The following is a 24,641-nucleotide window of genomic DNA, read 5'->3' on the forward strand; positions in this document are numbered from 1 at the left end:
CAGCTGCAGAAGCGGAAACGGAAACGGACACAGCTTAAACTAGCCGGCTGAGTGTCTTGACTGATGGGTCCACTTTACTTCACCGGCTTGCCGTCGCTATCGGCACGCATGAATTCAAGCTTGGCTTTCGGGATCGTTTTCCCAACCGAACAAGTCTGCATCAACAGCGGCGAAGCCAGGTCGGCCAGCTTCGTTACTGTAATGCTGCGGTGCTCGCAGCGTTCGGCAGTGTGGCCCCCGGCAGTTGATGCTGTCGCTGACTTGGGCTGCAAAACACCCCATTGGGCTGACGTCAGTTCGATCCATCCCTGGTGGTGGAATCCTGCGACTCTCCTTTGATGCCGTCGATTTGCAGATATACGTCGATTGCCATGGATCATCTCCGCGTTAGAGGGTGAATCACTTCTGCGATGAAAAGCTGAAGTATTCACCCAAGCTCGGCAGGCTCGATGCGCTTGGTCAATCAAGGAGCTGGTCACGAACAACTGCCATACGCGTAATACCCCACCGACGTCTGCCTCACATCCGTATAAGCGGCGACCATGTAATACCCCAGGTACTGGTTCGAATTCTTCGCATACACCTGCCCATCCGCCCCGATGTAAGCCCGGCCCGCCGACACGTGCGACACATTGCTGGCATACCAGTGACTGCACGTGAATGGCGCCGCCACATTGCCGCTGACGATCTTGTCGATCATCGTCTTGATGGCGACCATTTGCCCGCCGCTCTTGGCCGGGAAATTCACGTCCTCGTAGCCCCACCAGTCCCAGCATCCGCCGGGATTGTTCGCGGTGACGATCGTTTGCGGATACAGCACGATCACGTTGTTCGTATCGGCCCAACGGTTATAGCCGGCATTCTGGTAAAACGCCGTGCCGACGACGGATGCGCTTTGCAGGCAGCCGTGGAATGCCACGTGCAGCCGGCAGGATTGACCCGCGGCACAGCTGGCCGGCACGTAGGCGTAGCCGCTGTTGGCCATGCTATAAAAATTCGGATTGAAATTGCCCCAGAAAACGGATTGGTCGAAGTTGATGAAGCTGCCGGACAGCACACCCGTGTTCTTCGGATTCAATGGCCCATAAATCCATTTCAGGATCTCGCCCGCGGTATCGAAGTTGCAGTTGTTGACGTACGGGATGCCGTTGATGGCGCAGCCGTTGCCGAAGAAATCCGTCGGGATCGAATGCTCGGCCGCGAGATTGTTCTTGTAATAGATATTGGCGGTCGGGAGGTACGAACCGTACATCGTCTTGAGGTCGTCCATCACGGGCTGGCGGACCGTGGAATCGATCGTTCCCGACAGCAGATAGACCTTCGATGCGGCCATATTGCTGGTCGGGTCGATATAGCCATTGCCCGACCACGTATTCACCACCGACATCAGGTACGGCAGATTGCGCGAGCCGGTATTCGCCATGCACGGACCGACCGAGATCGCGACATTCCCCTGCGAGCAGTAGACGGGCCCGCCGGCGATGATGCCTGCGCCCTTTTTCACCGTTTTCGAATACGCGAAATGCATCTGCGCCGCCATGTGGGCGCCGGAGGAAAAACCGGAGACCGACACGTCGTTCACGCTGACGTTGTACTTCGGTAAAGCGACGACCGCCGCGAAGGCGCTCGTGCCGAGAAAACCAATGAGGATGCCGGCAAGCTGCCTTGCCCTGATCAGGATGGTCATGCTGTCTCCGGTTGTTTTATAGGTTTGACCCGGATCAGCTTAGATGAGGCAGACCGATGTGCAAGCGCAAAGCGATGTGCGCTTGCGATCAGGCGGCTGTGCAAAAAACGATGCATCCAGAGCTGAAACACGCCGCGTGTACCATGTGCGCATGACCTACCGCCTCGCCATGTTCGATTTCGACGGCACGCTCGCCGACTCGTTCCCGTTCGTCCTCACCGTCTTCAACACGATCGCCGACCAGCACGGCTTTCGCCGCATCGACGTCGCGCGCGCGGACGAGCTGCGCCACCTCCACGTGCGCCAGATGATGGACCATGTCGGCATGCCGGCCTGGAAGCTGCCGCTCGCGTCGAAGACCTTCATGACGATGATGCGCGACAGCGCCCACGCGATTCCCCTGTTCGACGGCATCGCCGACGCGCTGCGCCATCTGCACGACCGGGGCGTGGTGCTTACCGTCGTCTCGTCGAATGCCGAGCACAATGTGCGCGCGGTGCTGGGACCCGAGCTGGCGGCGCTGATCCGGCGCTTCGAATGCGGCATGTCCGTGTTCGGCAAGGCGAGCCGCATCCGCGCCGTGCTCAAGGCCTGCGGCGTGGCGCCGGCGGATGCCCTGTATGTCGGCGACCAGGCGACGGATGCGGAGGCGGCCCAGAAAGCCGGCGTGGCGTTCGGCGCCGTCCACTGGGGCATTGCCACGATCGAAGCGCTGCGCGCGCAGGCATGCGCCACCGAGTTCGTCACGCCGGCCGATCTGCGCCGCATCGCCCCCGCATCCTGACCTGTCCCGCGCACATATCGGCGGCTGGCTTGAAGGAAAATACTTCGCATGCTAAACTTTCGTATATCAACAGTGAACAAGAGAAGTATTTACAAGGATCAACATGCGACTCACCGACCAGACCCTGAGCAGTCTCACCGCCGCGCTGACCCACGCGTCGCGCGCCTACCGTGCCGCCGCCGACAAGGTCGCATCCGACTTCGGCCTGTCGCAGGCGACCGGGCTGCCGGTGCTGGTCATCCACCGCTTCGGCGAGAACGGCGTGCGGCCGGGCATCCTGGCCGAGACGCTGAGCCTGGAAGCGTCGTCGCTCGTGCGCGTCGTCGACCACCTGATCGGATCGGGCCTCGTCGAGCGCCATGAAGATCCGCAGGACCGCCGCGCCAAGATCCTGCGCCTGACCGACGAGGGCCTCAAGACCGCCCACCAGATGGACCAGGCGCTGACGCCCTTCCGCCGCAAACTGTTCGGGCAGTTCGACGCGGCCGACGTCGAGGCCACGCTGCGTGTCCTGTCCGGCCTGCCGACGGCCATCACCACCATCCAGGCCGCATGAACTTGCCAACCCGGTCGGAGATCCTGTTCTCCGTCAAGTCATTCGCGGCAGCGATGCTCTCGGTCTATGTATCGATGCGCATCGGACTGCCGCGACCGTTTTGGGCCATGATGACGGCCTATATCTGCGCCGCACCGTTCGCCGGCCCCGTCCGCTCCAAGGGGCTGTACCGCGCGGGCGGCACGGTGCTGGGCGCCATCGCCGTCACGTTCCTCGTGCCGCGGCTGATCAATTCCCCTGAACTGTTGTCGCTGGTGCTGGCGCTGTGGATTGCCGGCTGCCTGTATTTTTCACTGCTCGACCGCACGCCGCGTTCGTACATGCTGATGCTGGGCGGCTATACCGCCGGTCTCATCGCCTTCCCCGCCGTCAATGAGCCGGCCGCCATCTTCGACATCGTCCTCGCGCGCGTGGAGGAAATCCTGCTCGGCATCACGTGCGCCACCGTCGTGCACAGCCTCGTGCTGCCGCAGCCGTTCGGTCCGATGCTGGTGGCGCGCCTGGACAATGCCGTGCGCGACGCCCAGCACTGGATCCGCGATGCGCTGAATCCGGCCGGCGACACGCGCTCCGCCTCCGACCGCCGCAAGCTCGCCGGCGACATTACGGAGATGCGCCTGATGACCACGCACCTGCCGTTCGACACATCGCACCTGCGCTGGACGGAAAAGGCGGTCAATGCGCTGCAGGAACGCCTGGCCGCGTTCGTGCCGATCGTCTCCGGCGTCGAAGACCGCCTGACGGCGCTGCGCGAACTGGGCGCCACCGAGGTGTCGGAACGGTGGCACGCGCTGCTGCGCGACGTCGTCGCCCTCACCGAGAGCCCAAAGGACGTGGTCATCGATGCGCAGGGCGCCGCGCTGCGCCAACGCATCGACGCCCTCGAACCGAAGGTCGACGACACGCTGGGCTGGACCGGCATGATCGAAGTGAACCTGGCCGCCCGGCTGCGGCGCCTGATCGAGATCTGCGTCGAGACGCGCGCGCTGCGCCAGCACATCGACGCCGGCGTGCACGGGCGCCTGCCCGAGGCCGTGCGCCACCTGCCGGGCGTGCCGGTGAGCGCGCTGCACCTGGACCGCGGCATGGCCCTGCTGTCCGCGTTCGCCGCGGCCGTCGCCGTGCTGGCCTGCTGCGCATTCTGGATCCTGACCGGCTGGCCGTCCGGCGCGGCCGCCCCGATGATGACGGCCGTGCTGTGCTGCTTCTTCTCCACGCAGGACGATCCGGTCCCATTCATCAAGACCTTCATGTGGTATTCGATCTACGCGATCCCGCTGTCGGCCCTGTACCTGCTGGGCATCCTGCCTGCCGTGCACAACTTCGAGTCGTTCGTCCTGGCGTGCGCCCCGACCTTCCTCGCACTGGGTGTCTTCCTCGCGCGGCCCTCGACGTTCGGACGTGCCATGCCGTTCCTGTTCGCCATCTGCGGCACCCTGGCCATGATCGACACGCACAACGCCGACATGGTGTCCTTCGTGAACAGCACGCTGGCGCAGGTGGTCGGCTACATCGCGGCCGCCGTCACGACGAGCGTGTTCCGCCGCGTGGGCGCCGGCTGGACGGCGCGCCGCCTGCTCAAGGCCGGTTGGAGCGAGCTGTCGCGCATGGGCACTGGCGAGCGCGTGCCGTCGCTGCCGGAATTCTCGGCCAGGATGGTCGACCGCGTGGGCCAGCTGACCCCGCGCCTCGCGCTGGCCGGCAAGGACCAGGACCTGCAGGCCGTCGACGCGCTGCGCGACCTGCGCATCGGCTTGAACATGACCCTGCTGCAAAGCGTACGCGCCCGGCTGGGCCGCGGCGACGCGGCCGTCGGCCCGCTGATGAAGCAGCTGTCGCGCCATTTCGCGCTGCGCCCCAGGGTCGACGCCGGCTGCGAACGCAGCCTGCTGGACACGCTCGACAACGCCCTGCGCGCCATCTGCGCCGGCGAACGCGACGCGGCCCAGCGCGAGGCGCTCGCCGCCCTCACCGGCATGCGGCGCGACCTGTTTCCCAAGGCGGCGGCTTATCAGCCCTCGCTGGCAACTGCAATCTGAAAGGAGATCCGATGATCGGCGAAGTCAGCATCTACGGCCTCTACGTTCCTCCGCTCCTGCTGCTCACGCTAGCGGCGCTGGTGGTCTCGCGGCTCATCAACCTGGTCCTGGCGAAGACGGGCTTTTATCGCGTCGTCTGGCACCCGGCCCTGTTCGATTTTTCCCTGTTCGTCATCGTGCTCGGCGCACTGACGTATTACACACGCAACTGGTCCTGAGATGGCTATGAAAACTATTTTGTCGACAATTGGCCGGGTAAGTATCACGGCGGTGGTGACCGCGGGCGCGGTCTACGCGGGCTGGCAGCTGTGGCGCCATTACGAGGTCGAGCCCTGGACGCGCGACGGCCGCGTGAAAGCCTATGTCGTGCAGGTCGCGCCCGACGTGACGGGCCAGGTGACCAAGGTCTACGTCCACGACAACCAGCAGGTGAAGGCCGGCGAGGCGCTGTTCGACATCGACCGCGCCCGCTTCGAACTGGCCTTGCGCCAGAGCGAAGCCCAGGTGACGGCGGCCCAGGCGGCGTTGGCCCAGGCGCTGCGCGAGAACCAGCGTAACACCCAGCTCGACGACCTCGTGTCGCAGGAAACCCGAGAGCAGGGCCAGACCCGCAGCGACCAGGCGCGGGCCGCGCTTGCCCAGGCCATCGTCAACCGCGACACGGCGAAGCTGAACCTCGAGCGCACGCGCGTCGTCTCCAGCGTCAACGGCATCGTGACGAACCTCGACCTGCGCGAAGGCGCGTACGCCACCGCGGCGCATCCGGTGATGGCCGTCGTCGACAGCAGCTCGTTCTACGTCGAAGGTTATTTCGAAGAGACGAAGCTGCCCGGCATCCAGCTCGGCGACGCGGTCGACGTCACCCTGATGGGCACGCGCCAGCCGATCCGCGGCCATGTGGAAAGCTTCGCCGAAGGCATCACGGACCGCGACCGCAGCACCGGCGCCAACATGCTGCCGAACGTGAACCCGACCTTCAACTGGGTCCGCCTCGCGCAGCGCGTGCCGGTACGCATCGCCATCGACCAGGTGCCGGCCAATGTGCGACTCGTTGCCGGGCAGACGGCGACGGTGAAGGTGTTGCCTGCTGTGACCAAACCTGCGGCCCAGGCGGTGGCTGCCGTTCCCGCCGCGACTACCACGCGTAAATCGTCATGAACCGCTACCGATCCTCCGTCAAGAAAGTCTTCACGCTGTCGCTGCTGGCGGCCGCGCTCGCCGCCTGCACGACGGTGGGCCCCGACTACCACGTGCCGAAAGAGGCCGTGATCAAGCGCGACGCGGCCAATGCCCCGTTCATGGGCGCGGCCGAGCAGTCCTTCAAGTCCGAACCGCTTCCGGCCGACTGGTGGCGCCTGTACCAGGACCCGCTGCTCGACAAGCTGGTCGCCAAGGCCTTCGCCAACAACGCCGACCTGCGCGTGGCCGCCGCCAACCTGCAGCGCGCGCATGGCGTGCTGGAAGAGGTCGAGGAAAAGAAGCGCCCCGAAGTCGAGATGAGCGCCGCCCCGCAATACGGCCGGATCGCCGGCGCGCAGCTGGGCATCCCGGAACAACTCCCCACCGACGGCCTGTACGACGCCGACGTCAAGATCGGCTACACGCTCGACCTGTGGGGCCGCATCCGCCGCGCCGTCGAAGCATCGGAAGCGGACGTCGAAGCCGCGCAGGCGGCCAGCGACCTCACGCACGTGATCGTCGCGGCCGACACGACCCGCGCCTATGCGGAAGCGTGTTCGGCCGGCTACCAGCTGAAAGTGGCGCAGGAGTCCGTCGATCTGCAGCGGAAGTTCGTGAATCTCACGGCCGAACGCGTCAAGCGCGGCCGCGGCATCGCCATCGACACCACCCGTGCACAAGCCCAGCTCGAACAATTGCGCGCCAACCTGCCGCCGCTGGAAGCGCGCCGCCGCACGGCGCTGTACCGTCTGGCTGTTTTGACAGGTGAAGTGCCGAGCCAGTTCCCGGCCGAGGTCGCGCAATGTTCGACGCCGCCGCGCGTGGCCGCGACAATCCCCGTCGGCGATGGCGCCGCCCTGCTGCGCCGCCGCCCCGACGTGCGCCAGGCCGAACGCCAGCTGGCCGGCGCCACCGCGCGCATCGGCGTGGCGACGGCCGAGCTGTACCCGAACATCAACCTGGGTGCGTCGGTCGGCATGATCGGCATGATGAACCAGTTCAACGATGCGAACACGTGGAAGTTCAGCCTGGGCCCGCTGATCTCATGGAGCCTGCCGGCGACCAGCTCCGCCCGCTCGCACATCGCGCAGGCGAAGGCCGGCACGGCCGGTGCGCTGGCCCGCTTCGACTCGGTCGTGCTGAACGCACTGCGCGAGACGGAAAGCGCGCTCACCGTCTACGCCCGCGAGCTCGACCGCAACGCCGCCCTGCGCGCCGCACGCGACCAGAGCGCGCTGGCGTCGCGCCAGTCGGCCAAGCTGTACCAGTTCGGCCGCACCGACTTCCTGTCCCAGCTGGACACGGACCGCACCCTGGCCAGCGCCGAGAGCGTCCTCGCGGCGTCCGATGCCCAGCTGGCGGCGGATCAGGTGCAGCTGTTCCTCGCACTGGGTGGCGGCTGGGAGAACACGCATGCCAAGCATGGCGAGGAGCATGTCGCGCAGGCGCATCACGCGGAGTGACGCGCCCGGCGTTCACAACAATTTATCGAGCGTGATCGGCAAATCCCGCACCCGCTTGCCCGTCGCGTGGAACACGGCATTCGCGATGGCGGCGCCCACGCCCGTGATGCCGATCTCGCCGATGCCCTTGGCGCCCAGCGGGTTCACATGCGGGTCGTCCTCGTCGACGATCTGCACGTCGATCGCCTGGATGTCGGCATTCGTCGGCACGTGGTACTCGGCCAGGTTGCCGTTCACCGCGCGGCCTTCCCGCTTGTCGATCAGCGTCTCTTCCAACAGCGCCAGGCCGATGCCCCAGACGATGCCGCCCATCAGCTGGCTGTAGCCCGTCTTTTCGTTCATCAGCTTGCCGACGCCGTAGACGCCCACGACGCGCGGCACACGGATCTCGCCCAGGTCTTCGTCCACCGTCACCTCGACGAACACGGCGCCGAACGCATGCATCGAGTACTTCTGCTTCGCGTCGCCGGGCTCGGCCTTGGCCGTCACCTCCACGGGACCGCCGTGGCGTGCGGCGATGGCCTGCATCGCTACACGCCGCGCCGGATCGTCCAGCAGGTAGAGCTCGCCACCATCCGACGTCGAATCCACGCCCACCTGGTCGGCCGTCGCGCCGAACAAGGGCGAGCATTCATCGGCCGCCGCGATGCCGAGCAGTTTCAGGCGCAACGCCCTCCCCGCCGCCTGCACGGCCGGCGCCACGCTGGCCACCGTCGTCGATCCGCCCGAGACGGGCGCTTCCGGCATCTGCGAATTGCCCAGCTCGAAACGCACGCGGTCGACGGGCACGCCGAGCGCATCCGCCGCCACCTGGGTCATCACGGTATAGGTGCCGGTGCCGAGGTCCTGCGTGCCGGAGCGGAACAGCGCGGTGCCGTCCGGCAGCAAGGTCGCGGAGCATTCCGCCGCCGAACGGTTCGTCGGATAACTCGCCGTCGCCATGCCCCATCCGACGAGCTTGCTCCCCTGCCGCATCGAGCGCGGCTGCGGGTTGCGGTCGCGCCAGCCGAAGCGCTCGGCGCCGATCTCGTAGCACTGGCGTAGCGATTTACTCGAAAACGGCAAGTCCTTGCCGGGATCGCGCTCCGTGTAGTTTTTCAGGCGCAGATCCAGCGGATCCATGTGCAGCTCGTAGGCCAGCTCGTCGATCGCGCAATCCTGGGCGTACGAACCGGTGGCCTCGCCGGGCGCGCGCATGAAGGTGGGCGTACCGAGATTCATGCGTGCCAGCCGGTGCGACGTTGCCTGGTTGGGGCTCTCGTACATCATGCGCGTGACGAGGCCGCACGGCTCGATCCAGTCCTCGATCATCGACGTGTAGGCGATCGTGTCGTGGCTGGATGCCGTCATGCGGCCGTCCGACAGCGCCGCCATGCGCATGCGTTGCTCGGTGTTCGGGCGGGTGCCGACCGGGCCGAACATCTGGTTGCGGTCCAGCGACAGTTTCACGGGACGCCCCAGCTGCTTCGCTGCCATCGCGGCGAGCACCACGTGCGACCACACGGAACCCTTAGCGCCGAAGCCGCCGCCCACGTACGGACAGATCGCCGTGACGTTCTCGGGTGGAATACCGAAGATGCTCGCGACGATGCGCTGCACGCCCTTCATGTATTGCGTCGAGTCGTACAGGGTGAGGCGGTCGCCGTCCCACTGGGCGATCGTCGCATGCGTTTCGAGAGGGTTGTGGTTCTCGACCGGCGTCGTGTAGGTGACGTCTATCCGCGCGCTGCCGGCCAGCAGCCCCGCCTGCAAATCGCCCCGCTTCGTGTCGGTTTCTTCCGTCAACACTTTTTCCGGCGGATGCACGGACGCCTTGGCCTCCTCGAAATCGAGCACGGCCGGCTTGCGTTCGTACTCGATGCGCAGCCGGGCGCCCGCCTCGCGCGCGCGCTCGAACGTGTCGGCCACGACGACGGCGATCGGCTGGTTGTTGTAATAGACGTCGTCTTCCTGCAGCAGGGTCAGCCTGCGCCCGATCGGCGGCTGGAGCTTGCCGTCCTTCATGTTGGGAGGAAGCCGCATGGCGTTCGCGGGCGTCATCACGAGCAGCACGCCCGGCACCTCGCGGGCCGCGCTGTCGTCGATGGAGAGCACGCGTCCGCTGGGGATCGTGCTCGTGACCAGGACCGCATGGGCTACGTTGTCGACCGGATGCTCGGCCGAATAGCACGCCGCGCCGCTGACTTTCGCCCATGCGTCGACGCGATTGATGGGAGCGCCCGTGATCGTCATGCCATGCCTCCCATCTCACCCGTCGCGATCCGCAGCGCCCGCGCGACCGCGCGCTGCGCCAGTTCGACCTTGAACGCGTTGTGCGCATGCGGCTGCGCACCGGCGACGGCATCCGCCCCGACCTTGCCCAGCACGTCGTCGGTAAGCGCGCCCAGCGACTGGCCGCGCAATCTCTGCTCCGCACCCAGCGCCCGCCAGGGTTTATGGGCCACGCCGCCCAGCACGATGCGCAGGTCGCGGATGGTGTCGCCGTCCACGTCGACGGCCGCCGCCACCGACACGAGCGCGAACGCATAGCTGGCCCGGTCGCGCACCTTCAGGTAGTGCGCATGCCTGGAAAACGGCGTAGGCGGCAATTCCACCGCCGTGATCAGTTCGCCGGGGCGGATCACCGTGTCGTCCTGCGGGCGGTCCTCCGGCAAGCGGTGGAACTCGGCGACGGGCAGCTGCCGCGCGCCGTCCGGCCCCTGCAGGTGGATGACCGCATCGAGCGCGACGAGGGCCACGCTCATGTCGGAAGGATTGGTCGCGATGCAGTGCGGGCTCGCGCCCAAAATCGCGTGGATGCGGTTGTGGCCGTCGATGGCGTCGCAGCCCGAGCCGGGATCGCGCTTGTTACAGCGGGGGAAAGCGGGATCGGTAAAGTAATAACAGCGCGTGCGCTGCAGCAGGTTGCCGCCGATGGTCGCCATGTTGCGCAGCTGGGCCGACGCGCCGTTCAGCAGCGCCTCCGACAGCAGGCGATAGCGCTGGCGCACGAGCGGATGATTCGCGGCCGCCGTGTTGCTGGCCATCGCGCCGATGCGCAGGCCGCCACCCGGCAGCTCGTCGATGTCGGCCAGCGCGAGCCGGCTCACATCGATCAGGCGGACAGGCTTTTCGATGCCGCTCTTGTACAGGTCGAGCAGGTTGGTGCCGCCGCCGATGTATTTCGCACCCGGCTGGCGCGCCAGCTCGAGCGCGTGGTTCACATCCCTGGCACGGTCGTAGAAGATCGATTGCATGCACGTCCCCCTATGCCTGGCGCAAGACCACGCTGTGGATGGCCTTGACGATGTTGGGATAGGCGCCGCAGCGGCACAGGTTGCCGCTCATGCGCTCGCGGATCTCGTCTTCGGACAGCGCGCCCGGCGCCAGCTGGTCGCCTTCGGTCAGCATGCTGGCCTGCCTTGCCTTCACTTCGTCCAGCAGCGCCACCGCCGAACACACCTGTCCCGGCGTGCAATAGCCGCACTGGAAGCCGTCGCAATCCATGAAGGCCTGCTGCATCGGGTGCGGCTGCCCTTGCTCGCCGAGGCCTTCCACGGTCGTGATCTCGCGGCCGTCGTGCATCATCGCCAGCGTGAGGCAGGCGTTGATGCGCTGGCCGTCCACGAGGACCGTGCAGGCCCCGCACTGGCCGCGGTCGCAGCCCTTCTTGGTGCCGGTCAGGCCCAGCACCTCGCGCAGCGCGTCCAGCAGGGTCACGCGGGGTTCGATCGTCAGGTTGTGCTCGGCGCCATTGATCCGCAAGGTGAGCGGTTGCGGCGGCGCATGGAGCAACGTCGCGCCCTGCGCACGCTGCTCCGATAGACTCTGGTCATCGTCTGGCATGACTTTGCTCGCTTTCGAAGATGGATTGCCTGATTCATCATCTCCGAAATCAAAAAATCGGGGAGCGCGCGAGAAGCGTGCCGTTGCGGCAAGTGTTTGAAGCGCTCTATACTCGCGCAGAGATGCACAGAAGCATCAGCAACCCGGACATGACCATGCGCTCCCCCTTGCTCCTGTTGACACCGCTCTTGCTGCTGGCCGGCTGCGTCAACGAATCGGCCAGCTACACGATCGACAGCAACGACCACGCCCTGACGGTGGTCGTCACGCAGGATTATTTCTGGAGCAAACAGGCGGGCCTGCGGGTGATCGCGTCGCGCCTGCCGGACTGCCAGCGCCAGTTCGACCTCGGCAAGACGCCGCTGGCCGACCTGAACGTCGAGCTGTTCTCCACGGGCGACGACACCTTCGTGCTGCGCGCGGGCGACGCGATGTGGCAGCTGGAAACCCGTACCTGCAGCCAGTTGCCGGAACCGTCGGACAATGTGCAGGCCCAGCCGATCGGCGTGTTCCACATGGATGCGCAAAAGAAGCTCGTGTTCGAGCCGGCGGAAGGCTCGGTGGCGGCCACGCGCTAGCGCTCACACCCGCCGGCGGCAGGCCGGTCATCCGGCAACGCAGCCCGGATCAGTGCTGCCCGGTCAGCTGGCGCAGCCGTGCGATTTCAGCCGTGCGCCCGAGCCGGTCGAGCGTCTGCTCGAGCAGGGTGCGGTCGCCGTCACGCAGCATCGTCCATTGCGTGAAATATTCATGCACGGTACGCCAGGGCGGAAACTCGGGCGGCATGCTGCGCCAGGCGCTGCCGGTGTGGAGGAAGTACAGGACGGCGCAGAACACATCGTACAGGTCGTGCTTGCGCGGCCGGGTCTTGCGGCGGGCCGCTTCGAGCATTTCACGCACGGTCTCGAACTGTTCACGCGGTACATCGCTTGGAAAGGTTTGCCTGGCCATGTCGATCGCCTCAAATTCACTTGGAGACACATGATCCGGAACAGGTTCCCGATCATCGACGGGGCGTAGCGCATTGTCGCGACGGATTCGAACACGGCGCCCAGTAAATACAGTCTAGCAGCGTGTTCGGAATCATGGCGCCTTTTTTTTGCGGCGCCATCCGTGCGGGGTCGGGCAGGCCGTCAGTCGCGGGCCAGCGCCAGGAACTCGGTGCGCAGCGCCAGGTTCGGCTGCAGTTCGCCCAGGAGGGTCGACGTGATGGTTTCCTCGCCCGGCGTGCGGATGCCGCGGCTTTCCATGCACATGTGGCGGCACTTGATGACCACGCCCACGGCCTTCGGTTCCAGCACTTCCATCAGCGTGTTGGCGATCTGGACCGTCAAGCGTTCCTGCACCTGCAGGCGCTTGGAGAACACGTCGACGAGGCGCGTGAGCTTCGACAGCCCGACGATCTTGCCGTTCGGCAGATAGCCCACCGTCGCCTTGCCGAAGAACGGCGCCAGGTGGTGTTCGCAATGGCTGTAGACCGGAATGCCGCGCACGACGATCAATTCGTTGTATTCCTCGGCGCCGTCTTCGAACGCCTTGAGGATCTCGACCGGATCCTGGTCGTAGCCGGAAGTCCAGTGTTTCCAGGCCTTGGCGACACGCGCGGGCGTCTCGTGCAGGCCGGAGCGATTGGGATCTTCGCCAAGGCTTACCAGCAGGCGGCGCCAGTCATTCTCGGTGAAGACTTCTTTGTCAGACATGGTTAACCCTAAAATTTTCGATTGCCGAGAGTATATAGAAAATGGAGCGGATCCACCGATGACGGCGGCTTCCTTGCGCAAAACGAAAGCCGGACTGTGGCGGATGCGCTAGCGTAGTCGACGTCCTTGTCACTGCGCGGAGAACAGCCATGCTTGGGAGCACCGTCCTGGAAGTCGCGATCGGCCTGACATTTTGTTATGGCACGGTCGCCCTGATCGTCAGCACCTTGCAGGAAGCGTTGGCCGCGGCGTTCCGGCTGCGTGCCAACACCCTGCTGGCGGGCGTCAAGAGCATGCTCAACGACTCCCGCTTCGACGGGCTGGCGCGTGCCGTCTACCAGCATCCGCTCGTCAACCCGCATGCGGACGGCACGCAGCCGAGCGAACGGGACATGCGTACGCGGCCATCGTACATCGAACCGGCGCATTTTGCGATTGCGCTGGTGGACAGCCTGTGGAAAGTGCCGGGCGACTTCGCCCAGCTCGGCAACGCCATCGAGACGATTCCCGATCCGCAGGTCCGGCAGGTAATGCGCGGGCTGTACGGGCGCGCGCGCGACCTGCAGCAATTCCAGGACATGCTGGCCGGCTGGTTCGACAACGCGATGGCGCGCATGTCCGGCGCCTATAAACGGCGCCAGTTGCTGATTTCCCTGCTGCTGGCGCTGCTGCTGGCGATCCTGTTCAACATCGACAGCATCCATCTGTTCCGCACGCTGTGGCAGCAGCCGGCCCTCGCGGCGCATCTCCATGACGCGCCCGGCGCCCTGGACCCGGCCGTGTTCGACGCCCTGATGGCGCTGCCGATCGGCTGGACGCGGTTCCCGCTGGTAGCCAATGCCGATTTCGCGCTGCAGATCGCGGGCTGGATCGTCACGGCGTCGACCGCGCTGTTCGGCGCCCCGTTCTGGTTCGACCTGATGCAGCGCGTCGTGCGCATGCGCAGCACGGGCACGCGGCCGGAAGAAACGCCGCTGGCGCTGCGCGTGGAAGGCAGGATCGCAGCTACGCCGGTACCGTAAGGGGGCTGGCCGTCAGCGGCCGGGCGGACGGTGGCTGTCGACCAGCATGCTCGAGATCGACACGTGCGCCACGCGCTCCGGCCACTCGTCGCCCGGTCCGAACCAGCGCGCCTCGCTGATCTCGTTGGGATCGGTACGGATGTCGCCGTCCAGGTAATCGGCCGTGAACGCGATCATCAGCGAGTGCGGGAACGGCCACGACTGGCTGCCGAAATAGCGCAGGTTGTGCACGCGCAGGCCCACTTCCTCGAACACTTCGCGGTGCACGGCTTCCTCGATCGTCTCGCCCGCTTCCAGGAAGCCGGCCAGCGGCACGAAGCGTTTGACGGCGGACTGCGTGTGCAGCGCCAGCAGCACCTTGTCGCCATTGCGGATCAGGACCATCATCGCCGGCGAAATGCGCGGATAAGCCATGTGGCCGCAGTTCACGCACTTGAAACAGCGCTCGCCCGCCGCCAGCACGGTGCCGCTGCCGCAGGCGCCGCAGAAGCGGTGCGTGCGCGCCCATTCGGCGATCTGGCAGGCGCGCGCGGCCACGCCAAGGTGGCCTTCGTCGAACTCGCCGAACAGCGAACGCAGCCCGCGCCAGGCGTGGCCGGGCGGTGCCAGGGCCTCGTCGTCGACCCAGGCGGCCTGGCAATAACGGTCGTCCAGCAGGCCCACCGGCTGCAGGCGCGGCGGGTCGAGCGCGAGGCTGCGCACCGCGGCCTCGTCGGGCAGGCCGAGGTCGGCCTCGCGCACGAGCAGCCGCCCGCCGTGGAAGACGAAGGACAGCGGTGCGGCATCCTGCTGCGGAGCCATCAGGGGCGTGAACGAGGCGGGCGTCTGGAGCATGAGGTATCCGGTCATAAAGGGATTGCCTTCGATGATACCGTCTTTCGCCGCACCGTTCAGGCCGCCATCGACATCCAACAACCGCGCGAATGGATGAACTAATCCAGCTCATCATGCTCCAAGCCTCAGCAGGACCGCAGCGCAACCCAACGCGGAGGAGACGATGAGCGTGATGACCGAAGACAGCTTGAGCGGCGCCAGCTACCGGCACGGCGGCGGCTGGTGGGATGGTCCGCGCAGGTCCGCCGGCTATCGTGTCCAGAAGCCCGATCACTGGATCTTCACCGAGACCGGCCTGGCGCGCGGCGACGCGCTCGGACGGCATAGCTGGCCGCCGCTGGCGGGCTATGAATGCGACGGCGTCCCGCTCGACGTCTTCGATGCCGGCCATGACGCATTGCTGTCCGTCTGGGCGGACGAGGACGGTACGCCGGACGGCTATGCATTGCTGGCGGCGGCGCGCCTGGGCCCCGACTGGCAGGAATTGCCGGCACGTGCACGCCACGCGGCCGGCGAAGGCATCCACACGGCCGCCATGGGCCTGTTCACACGCAACGGCACCGTGTTTTCTGCCGGAACCACCGATTGGGCGCAAGTCCTCGACGCCGGCCGGGATCGCCAACTGGAGCGCGTCACGCGTAATGTCCTCGATGGCCTGTTGCGAAGGTAGCGCGGTAACTCAGGCGACAAAGGAGCAACAAGTGTACCGTCGACCACTGCTGCAGCGTCTCGATCCGCCTTCGGTGATCGTATTCCGCGCCCTTCACCTGGGCGACATGCTGTGCACGGTGCCCGCCCTGCGCGCGCTGCGCGCCGCCGTGCCCCGTGCCCACATCGCGCTGGTGGGTTTGCCGTGGGCGCAGCAATTCGCAGACCGGTTCAGTGCGTACGTCGATGAATTCATCGCCTTTCCCGGCCACCCTTTGCTGCCCGAGCAACCGGTCCGGCATGCTGCGCTCGCGCGTTTCTACAACAGCCTTTGCACCCGCCAGTTCGCGCTGGCGCTCCAGTTGCACGGCAGTGGCGACGTGAGCAACGACATCGTCAGCGGCTTCGGCGCACAGGCGATGGCCGGGTTCTGCCGTGGCGCGCCCGTCGTCCGCGACCGCACCGTCCTGTTTCCCTATCCGGAAATCGGGGCAGAACCGGAGCGCCTCCTGTCGCTGATGGAGCAACTGGGCGCGCCGTCGACCGGCGTCCACCTGGAATTCCCGCTGTCGCGCGACGACGAAGACGAGTGGCGCGCCAGCGGCCTCGGCGCCTCGCTCACGCCCGGCGCCTACCTGTGCATCCACCCGGGCGCGCGCAAGCGGGACAAATGCTGGCCGGCGGCCTTGTTCGCGAAGGTCGGCGACCGCCTCGCCGCCGAGTTCGGCCTCAAGGTGGTGTTGACGGGATCGGCCGAGGAAGCGGACCTGACGGCCGACGTGGCGTCCCGCATGCACCACCCGCCAGTCGACGCCGCCGCGCCCATCTCGATCGGTGCGATGGCCGTCCTGATGCGTGATGCCAGGCTTTTGCTCTGCAACGACACGGGCGTGTCCCACATCGCGGCCGGCCTCAGGCTCAAAAGCATCGTCGTGTTCAGCAAGGCCGACATCGCCCGCTGGGCGCCGCTCGACCGCCACACGCACCGCTGCATCTGGGATCCCGGTGCGGAGCGCGCCCAGGTGGTGCTGCAACATGCACGCGCCTTACTGGCCGGCACGGCGCCGAGCCGCCAGCGCAGTGTCGGCATGTGGCCTTACTGGTGACTCTTGACGAGCCAATGCCGCATGGGCCAGCGCCTCCACCTCGTCGATGCCGACATCGGCGACAAAGCTCACATCGTGCGGACAGCGCGCTCGCAGATTGTCCTGATCGCAGACAGGGCAGCGTGTCCGCACCGACATGGCCGCATGCAAGGTCGAGGGCCGCAACGGCAAACCGTCGATCAAATTCGTCAGCCAGAAGATGCCGACACTCGGCACACCAAGCGCCAGGCCCAGGTGCAGTGGGCCGGTGTCGTTCGACACAAGCAGCGCGGCACGCGCCAGCAGGCCGCACAGCCCGCCCAGGCTCAACCGGCCTGCGAGCGCTGCGGCCGGCGCGTGCATGCGCGCCACGACCTCGTGCCGGTCGGCTTCCGTGAGCGCGAGTTCCGGTTGCGCATCAAGCGGCAACCGCATGGCCGCACCGACCAGGCTCGCGATCTCGAGCAAGGCCAGCCTGCGCGGGCTGGGCGCGCGAAACGGCACCCAGCGATCGAGCAAGGGGACACCCGGCGCGCATGCCCCCGCCGTCAGCCGCGCACCGCAGCGCAACAGCAACGGATTCGAATGCCGCCCGCCCCCATGCATCTGCAGTGCGAGGTCGAAACGCTCGGCGCGCATCGCGTCGACGAAGCGCTCGACCTCTTCTGTTGAAGTCTCGTGTGCGCCGACGCCTTGCACGGGCGGCACCTCGACGACCCGGTCGACCGGCCCCGGCCTCCCCTGCAGGAACGCACGATGCCAGGCTTTTCCCGCCAGGACCAGTTCGGCCCCGGGATACGCCTGCTTCAACGCGTGCAGGGCCGACAGCGCGAACACGAAGTCGCCCACCGCACCGGGCCGCAGCACGACGATCTTGCGCACATCGTGGACACGCATGTCGTGGACACGCATGTCGTGGACACGCATGTCATCGAGACGGTCATGGATCGGTCGCATCGTGCGGCTCGTCGTGTGGCTCACTGAGCGGCAACACATACGGCGCATCGATGGCCCGTGCCGTGATGGTCGTCGGCAGTTCCATGTGATACGCACCGGACGGAAATATCGCGCAGCCGCCGTAAAGCGCCATCACACGCTGCTGGGCCAGCACATCTTCTCCGCAATGCTGGGCCGGCAGATCGCGCCAGAAGTCGAAGCCGCCCACCGCGCGCAGCTTGGCCGTATCGAACATCACGCAGCCGCCGACCCAGGCGATCTTGTAGCGCCGCGTTGCTCCGGCTTCGCCCGCCAGGCGGGCCTGCACGTGAAAGAGGTTCGCCGCGCTGTGCAGGTGATGACGCGCCCACGCCGGGCTGCCGGGCCGCACGGTTTCCGGCGTCACGGGACCGTCCCAGAATTCGATCGCTTCCTGCATCGGCCGCAACTGGCCCAGGTGGCTCAATCCGTGCAGCGCGCTACCGACGAGGCCGCATCCCTCTTCCCGTAGCGCGGCGTGCAGACGGGCGACGAGGTCCGGTTCGAGGATCACGTCGTCGTCGACGAACAGGCAGCACGGCGAGCGCACCTCGGCCAGCAGGAAGGCGCGCTGTTCGGCCATGCCGCGGCGGCGCGGGCGCCGGAACGTGTCGACGCCGCGGCCGGTGACGCGCAGGTAGCGCAATACCGCCTGCACCTCGCCATGCGTGCAGACGCCTTCGCCATCCGACTGGTCGGCAAGCACGATGCGCAAAGCCGGCCAGGTCTGCGCGCCGAGCGCCGTCAGCGTGACCGCGAGCGCAGCGGGGCGGTTGCGGGTCGGGATCAGGACGTCGATCGTCTCGTTCACGGCGCCGCCCTTCCATCCCCCTGCACCTGGCCGTTGAGGTACGGGTTCAGCGCGGGATCGTTGTACATCTTGAACTGGCGATAGAGCTTGAAATAGGCCCGTCCGGCCCGCGCTTCCGTGAGCAGCAGGTCGAGGCACGACATCAGGTCCTGGCGCTGCGCGAGCAGGCGGTCGAGCCTGGCGGTGCACGCGCGGATGTGGGCGTCGTCCGCATCGACGCGCTGCGTCTGCGCGCGCATGTGGTGGATCTTCAACGCGAGGATCGACAGGCGGTCGATCATGGCGCCGGCCGTTTCGCTGGAGAGCCGCGCATCGGGCACGCAGACGACGTGGCGCAGGGTGGCCAGCAGCGCTTCGTCGATGGCTTCGACCGCGTCGTTGCGTTTCTGGTTGTAGCGGTCGATCAGGCGCTTGCCGGCCGCGATTTCGGAAGGGGGCACGTCCAGCCGGCGCGCCCGGTCTTCCTCGCGCCACAGCAGGCCGTTGTAGCGGTGATTGGCGGCGATCCATTCCCATACGCCCAACCGGCCCGCATCGGCGGCGACGTGCGACATCACGGGCCAGTCGCGTTCGCGCAGCTGGCGGTCGTGGAACCAGACGACGGACACGGCATCGATTTCGCTTTGCATGGCAACTCCGATCCTGGGCAGACGAGTGACGTTTGCTTGGAGTACGCAGGCGTACTGGAGTTCTGCGGAATGCGCGCGGCCTTGGCACAGCGCAAAAAAACGGGGCGGCGCCATCGGCGACCGCCCCGGAACAGGAGGATAGGTGAGAACAGATTACTTCAGCAGGCGCGAGCGGCTGGCCACGAAGGCGATCAGGCAGGCGAGGCCGCCGATGTAGGCGATGGCGATCTGCATGCCCATGCCCTGGGCGATGGCGCCGATGACCGGCGGGCCCATCAGGCTGCCGCTGTAGGCCATGCTGGCCACGCCGGCCAATGCCGCCGGACCCTGCGCGCCCGCCGCGCTGAACACGAACGGGAACACCAGCGCCAGGCCCATGCCCGCGACGGCGAAGCCGAACAGGGCGAACCAGGCATTCGGCGACAGCACGGCGAAGAACAGGCCGGCGGCGCCCAGCATCGAGCCGCTGGTGACGAGCGAACGGGCACCGTAGCGCACCTTGAGCTTGTCACCGACGAGGCGGGCCAGCAACGTCATCACGGAGAACGACGACAGGGCCAGCGGCGCCAGGCCGTCCGACGCACCGAAGTGCTCTTTCAGGAACACGCCGCTCCAGTCGGCGATGCTGCCTTCGGCCATCGAACCGAAAAAGCCGAGTGCGCCCAGGAACAGCAGCGGACCGCGCGGCAGCGAGAACGATTTTTTCTCGACGACTTCACCGGCGTCGTCCGCATCCAGCGACGCATGACCGTAATAGAGCGCCAGGGCCAGCGGACCGGCCAGCATCACGAAATGCGTGAGCGGCGCGATGTGCAGGCCGGCCATCAGGCTGCCCAGGGTCGCACCCGCCAGGCCGCCGGCGCAGCCGAGGCCGTGCAGTTTCGCCAGTTCCGACTTGCCCGACTGCTTTTCGCGGCGGGTGGCGGCCGAGTTGACGGCGACGTCGAACGTGCTGGCCGTGATGCCCAGGCCCAGGACGGCCATCATCAGCAGCGGCACGGTCGGTGCGCCGCCGATGGCGACCAGCACGGCCAGCAGGGCCAGGCCGGAAAACAGCATGGTCTTGCGGGCGCCAAACGAGCTCATCATGCGCGATGAAATCGGGTACGACAGAACGGCACCGAGGCCGCCGCACAGCAGCACCATCGACAACGCCGAGTGCGACACGTGCACGCGTTCGGCCATGGCCGGAATACGGCCGGCCCAGGAACCCATGATCACGCCGAATACCGTAAACAGGAGCGGCAGGGCGAACGACTGCGATTGCGCGAGCGGGAGGCTGCGGGAGCGGGCGGCAGCAGTAACGGGCAAATGATTTTGCATTTAGTAGATGACTTTTTTTAAAAAAATGTCTGAATCAAAAAGCAAACGCCAACCGAGCGGTTGGCGCGTGGAAAGCTGATGGGAGGCAATTCTAAACGGTTTGCGAGAACTTTGCTTTGCCACTCGGAAAAAATTTTCAGCGTTGCGGGATGCCGACAAACACCGGCAGTTTGTAACCAGATGTGAACTTATAACGAGAAATAAGCGCGGGCGTTGTAAAAAATATAGTGGAGATGAAAACGATTCCAAACTAGAATGGCCGGGCCCAAAAAACGGACAGGAATACCATGACGCCCTCCTCCGACATGCCCCGTACCGACTCCCGCCTCGACCTCGTCGACGCCCTGCGCGGCTTTGCCATCGTCTCGATCATGCTGCTGCATAACATCGAGCACTTCGATCTCTATTTTTCGCCGCCGGGCGAGCCCGCCTGGCTGAAGGGACTGGGACAACACATCTGGGACGCCATGTTCGCCCTGTTCGGCGGCAAGTCATATGCCATCTTCGCCCTGCTGTTCGGCCTGACGTTCCACCTGCAGTACGACGCCCGGGCCCGGCGCGGGGAGGATTTCCGGCCGCGCTTCGCGTGGCGGATGCTGCTCCTGCTCGGGTTCGGCCTGGTGAATTCCGCGTTCTACCACGGCGACATCCTGTCGATCTATGCCGTGCTCGGCCTCGTGCTGATCCCTGTGGCGCGCCTGGGTACGCGCACCGTCTTCCTGCTGGCCTGCTTCCTGAGCCTGCAGCCGTTCGCGTGGATCGATGCGCTGGCGGCGCTGGACAGCGCGCCGGGCAAGCTGCCCGATCCGGAATCCTGGTCGATGTTCGGCCGCGCAAACCAATACCTGATGCACGGTTCGGTACTCGATGTCTGGATCGGCAACCTCACGAACGGCAAGCACGCCGTGGTGCTGTGGAGCTGGGAAATGGGCCGCGTCCTGCAGATTCCCGGGCTGTTCATGTTCGGCATGCTGGCCGGGCGCCTCGGACTGTTCGCCGTCAACGACCGGAACATCGGCATCTGGCGGCGCATCTTTTTCGGTGCGCTATTGCTGCTCGGTCCTCTGTTCTTCATTCATAGCCAGCTGGAAACATGGATTGCCGCCGAGGCCCTGCGCCGGCCGGTGGCATCCATCTGCAACCCGCTGCTCAACCTGGACGTCATGCTGCTGCTCGTGACGGGTTTCGCGCTGTTGTTCCGCCGTGCCGCGGGCGCGAGCGTGCTGGGGAAGCTGCGCTGGATGGGACGGATGAGCCTGACGAGCTACATGATGCAATCGATCGTCGGCACGACCTTGTACTATGGCTTCGGCTTCGGCCTGTACGCGGTCGCGGGTACCGTGATGGCATTGTCCATCGGCATCGTGCTGGCCGTGCTGCAGGGCACCTTCAGCGCCTGGTGGCTCAAGAGCCACAAGCAGGGCCCGCTTGAAACCGTATGGCACCGCCTGACGTGGATCGGCGCAGCGTCAACGAAAAGCGCTCAGCCCGCCACGCGCGTAAACAACCCCTCGTAGCGCAGCACGACGCCGTCGCCGTCGACGTCGAGGTCGGCGGCGAACGGCCGGGACAGGCTTTCGAACCGCACCCGGTCGGGCGCCACGCGCGTGTACGCCTGCGCGACGGGCTGGACGTCGAGCTTGGGCAGGTCGACGTACGCGACGCGGATTTCCTGGCGGTCATGCAGCGCATCGCCGAGGCGCCGGATCGGCAACGTGTTCGTGAAGGGACTGCCGGACAGGTCGACGTCCGTGCAGCCCTGCAGCGCCGGCAACGGGGTACCGTCCGCGTCAGTCCAGTTGCCGGCCCCGTCGGCGTGCAGGCTCACTTGCCCCTTGCCCGCGACATGGACGTCAAGGCTGCGCACGCGCCATTGTTCGTCGCAGCACAGCAGATAACTGCAGGCAAACAGCCGCCCGCCGGCGGGACCGATGAGGACGCCTTCCGCCGTCACGCCGGCCTCCCCGGTCTCCCCGGTCTCCAGTTCGACATGCTCCAGGCCGCCACCCTGCTCCGTTGCCCAGCGATAGCTGCGTTTCACGTGGCCCTCCCTGTGCTCCATGCACGCTTGATGTAGCACCGAATGTAGCACCCCCAGGCGGAGTTGCGCGCCAGCGAAGAAGGCGTCGCCGTATCATCATGACAAGGCCCGCCGCCGTGGCGGGTTGCTGACAGGGAGACGCCGTGTTCGGTATCGATGCGCGTACGGCCCGCGTGGTGTGGACGGCCGCGCTGGTGATAGCAGGTCTGTACGGCGTCTTTCTCGTGCGGACAACGCTGCTGGTGATGTTGATCGCCGTGCTGTTCAGCTACCTCATCTATCCGTTGTTCGTGCTGGCCCAGCGCGTCGCCGGCGGCCGCGTGCCGCGCACGCTCCTGCTGTGCCTCGTCTACCTCGTCGTGGTCGGGCTCGTCGCGCTGGCCGTCGGGCTGTTCGGCAACACGGTGGCCGAGCAGGCGACGGCGCTCGCGCAACAGTTGCCGACCCTGCTCGATCCCGCCACGCTGGAGCGGCGCCTGCCGCTGCCCCACCTGCTCGAACCCTTGCGCGCGCGCCTGGCCGCTTTCCTGCGCGACCTGTTGCAGGGCGGCTCGGCGGAGGCAATGCCGTTCGTGCGCAACATCGGCTACGGCCTGGTGCACCTGGCCGGCAACCTGATCTACGTCGTCGTCGTCCCGATCCTGAGCTTCCTGATGATCCTGCAGGCGCCCGTGTTCGACGAGCTGCTTGTGGCGATGCGCCACCGCCGCAACGGCGGCTTCTGGACGGACGTGCTGCACGGCCTGAACACCGTGCTGTCGAGCTATGTGCGGGCGCTGGCCCTGCTGTCGCTGGCGACGCTCGTCGCCTACGGTCTCGTGCTGTCGCTGATGAGGGTGCCGTTCGCGCTGCTGCTGGCCGGCGTCGCGGCCGTGCTGGAAGTGATTCCCGTGCTGGGGCCGCTCGTCGCGGCGGCGGCCATCGTGGGCGTCGCCCTGTTCAGCGGCTACGAGCACGTGGGCTGGATCATTCTCTTCATCGGCGGCTACCGTGTCTTCCAGGACTATATGTTGAGCCCCTGGCTGATGAGCGAGGGCGTCGACGTGCCGCCGATCCTCGTCGTGTTCGGCCTGCTCGCCGGCGAGGAACTGGCCGGCGTGGCCGGCATCTTCCTCTCCGTTCCCTTCCTGGCCGCACTGCGGATGTTTGTCGTGCAAATGCGCCTGCATCGGACCAAGATTACGACTCCACCAACGTCTGGTGATGCAAACGTGTTGTAAACGCCACACGCTCTCAATGTAATGCCGCCATGCACAACTGATAGCGCTATCAGTCCCGTTTTCGCGGTTTCCCTCTGACGCAACAGCGATATGACCCTCATTTCATGCAAATTGCATGATGTGCCCGCCGCCCGGTTTGCTCCGCAACATGAATAACGCTTTACAAACCCGCCGCCTTATTGAAGACTTGGCAAAAATGATAGCGCTAACGGTCGCTGTGAATTGACAGAAAGAGAGAGAGAATGGCATCACCAAGCGATGTATCCAACCAGTCGGGCGAAGGCTACCGCTGGGTCGTCATGGGCGTCTGCGGCTGCGGCAAGAGCACGATCGCTGCCGCCCTCGCCGCGGCGTTCGACGTCGCCTTCCTCGAGGGCGACGCGTATCACCCGGCGCCGAACGTGGTCAAGATGTCGGCCGGCATCCCGCTGACGGACGACGACCGCGCCGGCTGGCTGCAAGCCCTGGCCAACGAGATCGGCGCCGCACGCGAACGCGGCACGGGCGTCGTCGTGTCGTGCTCGGCACTCAAGCGCCGCTACCGCGACCTGTTGCGCCAGGCCGACCCGAACCTGCGCTTCGCCCATTTACATGGTCCGCGCGGCACGATCGCGGCACGCATGCAGACGCGCATCGGCCACTACATGCCGATCACCCTGCTGGACAGCCAGTTGCGCGACCTCGAGCCGCTGCAGCCGGACGAAGCCGGCATTACCCTGGACATTACCCAGCCGCCAGACGTCCTGGTGGCCAGCATCATCGCATCGATCAATCAATAAGTCAGTCGTCGCACCCGGCCCAGCCGCCCATCCGAGGCGGC

At 66.2% G+C, this 24,641-nt stretch carries 24 protein-coding genes and 2 pseudogenes; 13 read left to right on the forward strand and 13 right to left on the reverse strand.

What is annotated here, in order from left to right; translation table 11 throughout:
- Positions 1–77 precede the first annotated feature (77 nt).
- Both QPK29_RS18285 and QPK29_RS18290 read right to left on the reverse strand, forming a co-directional pair.
- Positions 78–373: pseudogene (locus tag QPK29_RS18285) on the reverse strand (Hcp family type VI secretion system effector); the annotation flags it as partial.
- A 102-nt stretch (positions 374–475) separates the two neighbouring features.
- Positions 476–1,687 carry an extracellular catalytic domain type 2 short-chain-length polyhydroxyalkanoate depolymerase gene (locus QPK29_RS18290; RefSeq protein WP_371770651.1) on the reverse strand — a complete coding sequence of 404 codons (1,212 nt, stop codon included), beginning with the start codon at positions 1,685–1,687 and terminating at the stop codon, positions 476–478.
- Between the two features lie 151 nt (positions 1,688–1,838).
- On the opposite strand from QPK29_RS18290, the gene QPK29_RS18295 reads away from it, so the two are divergent.
- The 6 genes from QPK29_RS18295 to QPK29_RS18320 all read left to right on the forward strand — a co-directional run bounded on the left by QPK29_RS18295 (position 1,839) and on the right by QPK29_RS18320 (position 7,708).
- Complete coding sequence (locus tag QPK29_RS18295) at positions 1,839–2,471, forward strand: HAD hydrolase-like protein (protein WP_056126966.1); 633 nt, start codon at positions 1,839–1,841, stop codon at positions 2,469–2,471.
- A 103-nt stretch (positions 2,472–2,574) separates the two neighbouring features.
- Complete coding sequence (locus tag QPK29_RS18300) at positions 2,575–3,027, forward strand: MarR family winged helix-turn-helix transcriptional regulator (protein ID WP_056126901.1); 453 nt, start codon at positions 2,575–2,577, stop codon at positions 3,025–3,027.
- Positions 3,024–5,066, forward strand: coding sequence for an FUSC family protein (locus tag QPK29_RS18305; RefSeq protein ID WP_371770652.1), 2,043 nt, complete (start codon positions 3,024–3,026; stop codon positions 5,064–5,066). Before QPK29_RS18300 ends, QPK29_RS18305 begins: the two co-directional genes overlap by 4 nt.
- Positions 5,067–5,077: 11 nt before the next feature.
- On the forward strand, positions 5,078–5,284 hold the full coding sequence (locus tag QPK29_RS18310) for a DUF1656 domain-containing protein (RefSeq protein WP_025511664.1): 207 nt from the start codon (positions 5,078–5,080) through the stop codon (positions 5,282–5,284).
- Positions 5,285–5,291: 7 nt separating this feature from the next.
- Complete coding sequence (locus tag QPK29_RS18315) at positions 5,292–6,224, forward strand: efflux RND transporter periplasmic adaptor subunit (RefSeq protein WP_371770653.1); 933 nt, start codon at positions 5,292–5,294, stop codon at positions 6,222–6,224.
- On the forward strand, positions 6,221–7,708 hold the full coding sequence (locus tag QPK29_RS18320; protein ID WP_371770654.1) for an efflux transporter outer membrane subunit: 1,488 nt from the start codon (positions 6,221–6,223) through the stop codon (positions 7,706–7,708). Before QPK29_RS18315 ends, QPK29_RS18320 begins: the two co-directional genes overlap by 4 nt.
- 12 nt (positions 7,709–7,720) lie before the next feature.
- On the opposite strand, the gene QPK29_RS18325 is transcribed toward QPK29_RS18320, so the two are convergent.
- Genes QPK29_RS18325 through QPK29_RS18335 form a run of 3 tightly spaced genes read right to left on the reverse strand, consistent with a single transcriptional unit; the run spans position 7,721 to position 11,533 of the window.
- A complete protein-coding gene (locus QPK29_RS18325; RefSeq protein ID WP_371770655.1) occupies positions 7,721–9,940 on the reverse strand; it encodes a xanthine dehydrogenase family protein molybdopterin-binding subunit in 2,220 nt (739 codons plus the stop codon).
- Entirely contained in the window at positions 9,937–10,944 is a 1,008-nt protein-coding gene (locus QPK29_RS18330) for an FAD binding domain-containing protein (RefSeq protein ID WP_371770656.1), read from the reverse strand. Before QPK29_RS18330 ends, QPK29_RS18325 begins: the two co-directional genes overlap by 4 nt.
- Positions 10,945–10,954: 10 nt before the next feature.
- A complete protein-coding gene (locus QPK29_RS18335) occupies positions 10,955–11,533 on the reverse strand; it encodes a (2Fe-2S)-binding protein (protein WP_082577558.1) in 579 nt (192 codons plus the stop codon).
- A gap of 155 nt (positions 11,534–11,688) precedes the next feature.
- On the opposite strand from QPK29_RS18335, the gene QPK29_RS18340 reads away from it, so the two are divergent.
- Positions 11,689–12,111: a hypothetical protein gene (locus QPK29_RS18340; protein WP_371770657.1), complete on the forward strand. Its 423-nt coding sequence runs from the start codon at positions 11,689–11,691 to the stop codon at positions 12,109–12,111.
- Between the two features lie 97 nt (positions 12,112–12,208).
- Here the strand turns inward: QPK29_RS18340 and QPK29_RS18345 are convergent.
- Positions 12,209–12,484: pseudogene (locus QPK29_RS18345) on the reverse strand (transposase); the annotation flags it as partial.
- Between the two features lie 182 nt (positions 12,485–12,666).
- Positions 12,667–13,233, reverse strand: a complete 567-nt coding sequence (gene folE / locus QPK29_RS18350) for a GTP cyclohydrolase I FolE (RefSeq protein ID WP_160410791.1) — start codon at positions 13,231–13,233, stop codon at positions 12,667–12,669.
- A 149-nt stretch (positions 13,234–13,382) separates the two neighbouring features.
- Here folE and QPK29_RS18355 point away from each other — a divergent pair, with 149 nt between their 5' ends.
- Positions 13,383–14,255 (forward strand): hypothetical protein, encoded by an 873-nt coding sequence (locus QPK29_RS18355; RefSeq protein WP_371770658.1) that lies wholly within the window; start codon positions 13,383–13,385, stop codon positions 14,253–14,255.
- 12 nt (positions 14,256–14,267) lie between these two features.
- Here the strand turns inward: QPK29_RS18355 and nudC are convergent, their stop codons facing one another.
- Entirely contained in the window at positions 14,268–15,089 is an 822-nt protein-coding gene (gene nudC, locus QPK29_RS18360; protein ID WP_371770659.1) for an NAD(+) diphosphatase, read from the reverse strand.
- Positions 15,090–15,252: 163 nt separating this feature from the next.
- Between nudC and QPK29_RS18365 the strand changes: the two genes are divergently transcribed.
- A complete protein-coding gene (locus QPK29_RS18365) occupies positions 15,253–15,759 on the forward strand; it encodes a N,N-dimethylformamidase beta subunit family domain-containing protein (protein ID WP_371770660.1) in 507 nt (168 codons plus the stop codon).
- 31 nt (positions 15,760–15,790) lie between these two features.
- Entirely contained in the window at positions 15,791–16,843 is a 1,053-nt protein-coding gene (locus tag QPK29_RS18370; RefSeq protein ID WP_056126890.1) for a glycosyltransferase family 9 protein, read from the forward strand.
- Here QPK29_RS18370 and QPK29_RS18375 read toward each other — a convergent pair.
- The 4 genes from QPK29_RS18375 to QPK29_RS18390 all read right to left on the reverse strand — a co-directional run bounded on the left by QPK29_RS18375 (position 16,784) and on the right by QPK29_RS18390 (position 20,560).
- Positions 16,784–17,779, reverse strand: coding sequence for a glycosyltransferase family 9 protein (locus tag QPK29_RS18375; protein ID WP_371770661.1), 996 nt, complete (start codon positions 17,777–17,779; stop codon positions 16,784–16,786). The two genes, QPK29_RS18370 and QPK29_RS18375, sit on opposite strands and share 60 nt — an antisense overlap.
- Positions 17,763–18,608: a glycosyltransferase family 2 protein gene (locus QPK29_RS18380; protein WP_371770662.1), complete on the reverse strand. Its 846-nt coding sequence runs from the start codon at positions 18,606–18,608 to the stop codon at positions 17,763–17,765. The genes QPK29_RS18375 and QPK29_RS18380 overlap by 17 nt, the downstream gene beginning before the upstream one ends.
- Positions 18,605–19,237, reverse strand: coding sequence for a DUF4254 domain-containing protein (locus QPK29_RS18385; RefSeq protein ID WP_371770663.1), 633 nt, complete (start codon positions 19,235–19,237; stop codon positions 18,605–18,607). Before QPK29_RS18385 ends, QPK29_RS18380 begins: the two co-directional genes overlap by 4 nt.
- A gap of 153 nt (positions 19,238–19,390) precedes the next feature.
- A complete protein-coding gene (locus QPK29_RS18390; protein WP_400189797.1) occupies positions 19,391–20,560 on the reverse strand; it encodes an MFS transporter in 1,170 nt (389 codons plus the stop codon).
- 287 nt (positions 20,561–20,847) lie between these two features.
- Here QPK29_RS18390 and QPK29_RS18395 point away from each other — a divergent pair, with 287 nt between their 5' ends.
- Positions 20,848–22,077, forward strand: coding sequence for a DUF418 domain-containing protein (locus QPK29_RS18395; RefSeq protein ID WP_371770665.1), 1,230 nt, complete (start codon positions 20,848–20,850; stop codon positions 22,075–22,077).
- Here QPK29_RS18395 and QPK29_RS18400 read toward each other — a convergent pair.
- Positions 22,044–22,601: a putative glycolipid-binding domain-containing protein gene (locus QPK29_RS18400; protein WP_371770666.1), complete on the reverse strand. Its 558-nt coding sequence runs from the start codon at positions 22,599–22,601 to the stop codon at positions 22,044–22,046. The genes QPK29_RS18395 and QPK29_RS18400 overlap by 34 nt on opposite strands.
- 143 nt (positions 22,602–22,744) lie before the next feature.
- Here QPK29_RS18400 and QPK29_RS18405 point away from each other — a divergent pair, with 143 nt between their 5' ends.
- A complete protein-coding gene (locus QPK29_RS18405) occupies positions 22,745–23,821 on the forward strand; it encodes an AI-2E family transporter (RefSeq protein ID WP_371770667.1) in 1,077 nt (358 codons plus the stop codon).
- 242 nt (positions 23,822–24,063) lie between these two features.
- Positions 24,064–24,600, forward strand: coding sequence for a gluconokinase (locus QPK29_RS18410; RefSeq protein WP_229412262.1), 537 nt, complete (start codon positions 24,064–24,066; stop codon positions 24,598–24,600).
- Positions 24,601–24,641: the final 41 nt, after the last annotated feature.

The sequence above is a fragment of the Massilia orientalis genome (assembly GCF_030411975.2).
GTDB lineage: Bacteria > Pseudomonadota > Gammaproteobacteria > Burkholderiales > Burkholderiaceae_D > Telluria > Telluria orientalis.

Excerpts from the sequence above, each read along its gene's own strand:
- QPK29_RS18320 (WP_371770654.1), top strand. The coding sequence starts at position 6,221 with ATGAACCGCTACCGATCCTCCGTCAAGAAAGTCTTCACGCTGTCGCTG.
- QPK29_RS18365 (WP_371770660.1), top strand. The coding sequence starts at position 15,253 with ATGAGCGTGATGACCGAAGACAGCTTGAGCGGCGCCAGCTACCGGCAC.
- QPK29_RS18335 (WP_082577558.1), bottom strand. The coding sequence starts at position 11,533 with ATGCCAGACGATGACCAGAGTCTATCGGAGCAGCGTGCGCAGGGCGCG.
- QPK29_RS18385 (WP_371770663.1), bottom strand. The coding sequence starts at position 19,237 with ATGCAAAGCGAAATCGATGCCGTGTCCGTCGTCTGGTTCCACGACCGC.
- QPK29_RS18395 (WP_371770665.1), top strand. The coding sequence starts at position 20,848 with ATGACGCCCTCCTCCGACATGCCCCGTACCGACTCCCGCCTCGACCTC.
- nudC (WP_371770659.1), bottom strand. The coding sequence starts at position 15,089 with ATGCTCCAGACGCCCGCCTCGTTCACGCCCCTGATGGCTCCGCAGCAG.
- folE (WP_160410791.1), bottom strand. The coding sequence starts at position 13,233 with ATGTCTGACAAAGAAGTCTTCACCGAGAATGACTGGCGCCGCCTGCTG.
- QPK29_RS18310 (WP_025511664.1), top strand. The coding sequence starts at position 5,078 with ATGATCGGCGAAGTCAGCATCTACGGCCTCTACGTTCCTCCGCTCCTG.
- QPK29_RS18410 (WP_229412262.1), top strand. The coding sequence starts at position 24,064 with ATGGCATCACCAAGCGATGTATCCAACCAGTCGGGCGAAGGCTACCGC.
- QPK29_RS18305 (WP_371770652.1), top strand. The coding sequence starts at position 3,024 with ATGAACTTGCCAACCCGGTCGGAGATCCTGTTCTCCGTCAAGTCATTC.
- QPK29_RS18330 (WP_371770656.1), bottom strand. The coding sequence starts at position 10,944 with ATGCAATCGATCTTCTACGACCGTGCCAGGGATGTGAACCACGCGCTC.
- QPK29_RS18355 (WP_371770658.1), top strand. The coding sequence starts at position 13,383 with ATGCTTGGGAGCACCGTCCTGGAAGTCGCGATCGGCCTGACATTTTGT.
- QPK29_RS18325 (WP_371770655.1), bottom strand. The coding sequence starts at position 9,940 with ATGACGATCACGGGCGCTCCCATCAATCGCGTCGACGCATGGGCGAAA.
- QPK29_RS18340 (WP_371770657.1), top strand. The coding sequence starts at position 11,689 with ATGCGCTCCCCCTTGCTCCTGTTGACACCGCTCTTGCTGCTGGCCGGC.
- QPK29_RS18390 (WP_400189797.1), bottom strand. The coding sequence starts at position 20,560 with ATGCAAAATCATTTGCCCGTTACTGCTGCCGCCCGCTCCCGCAGCCTC.
- QPK29_RS18290 (WP_371770651.1), bottom strand. The coding sequence starts at position 1,687 with ATGACCATCCTGATCAGGGCAAGGCAGCTTGCCGGCATCCTCATTGGT.
- QPK29_RS18375 (WP_371770661.1), bottom strand. The coding sequence starts at position 17,779 with ATGCGACCGATCCATGACCGTCTCGATGACATGCGTGTCCACGACATG.
- QPK29_RS18300 (WP_056126901.1), top strand. The coding sequence starts at position 2,575 with ATGCGACTCACCGACCAGACCCTGAGCAGTCTCACCGCCGCGCTGACC.
- QPK29_RS18295 (WP_056126966.1), top strand. The coding sequence starts at position 1,839 with ATGACCTACCGCCTCGCCATGTTCGATTTCGACGGCACGCTCGCCGAC.
- QPK29_RS18315 (WP_371770653.1), top strand. The coding sequence starts at position 5,292 with ATGAAAACTATTTTGTCGACAATTGGCCGGGTAAGTATCACGGCGGTG.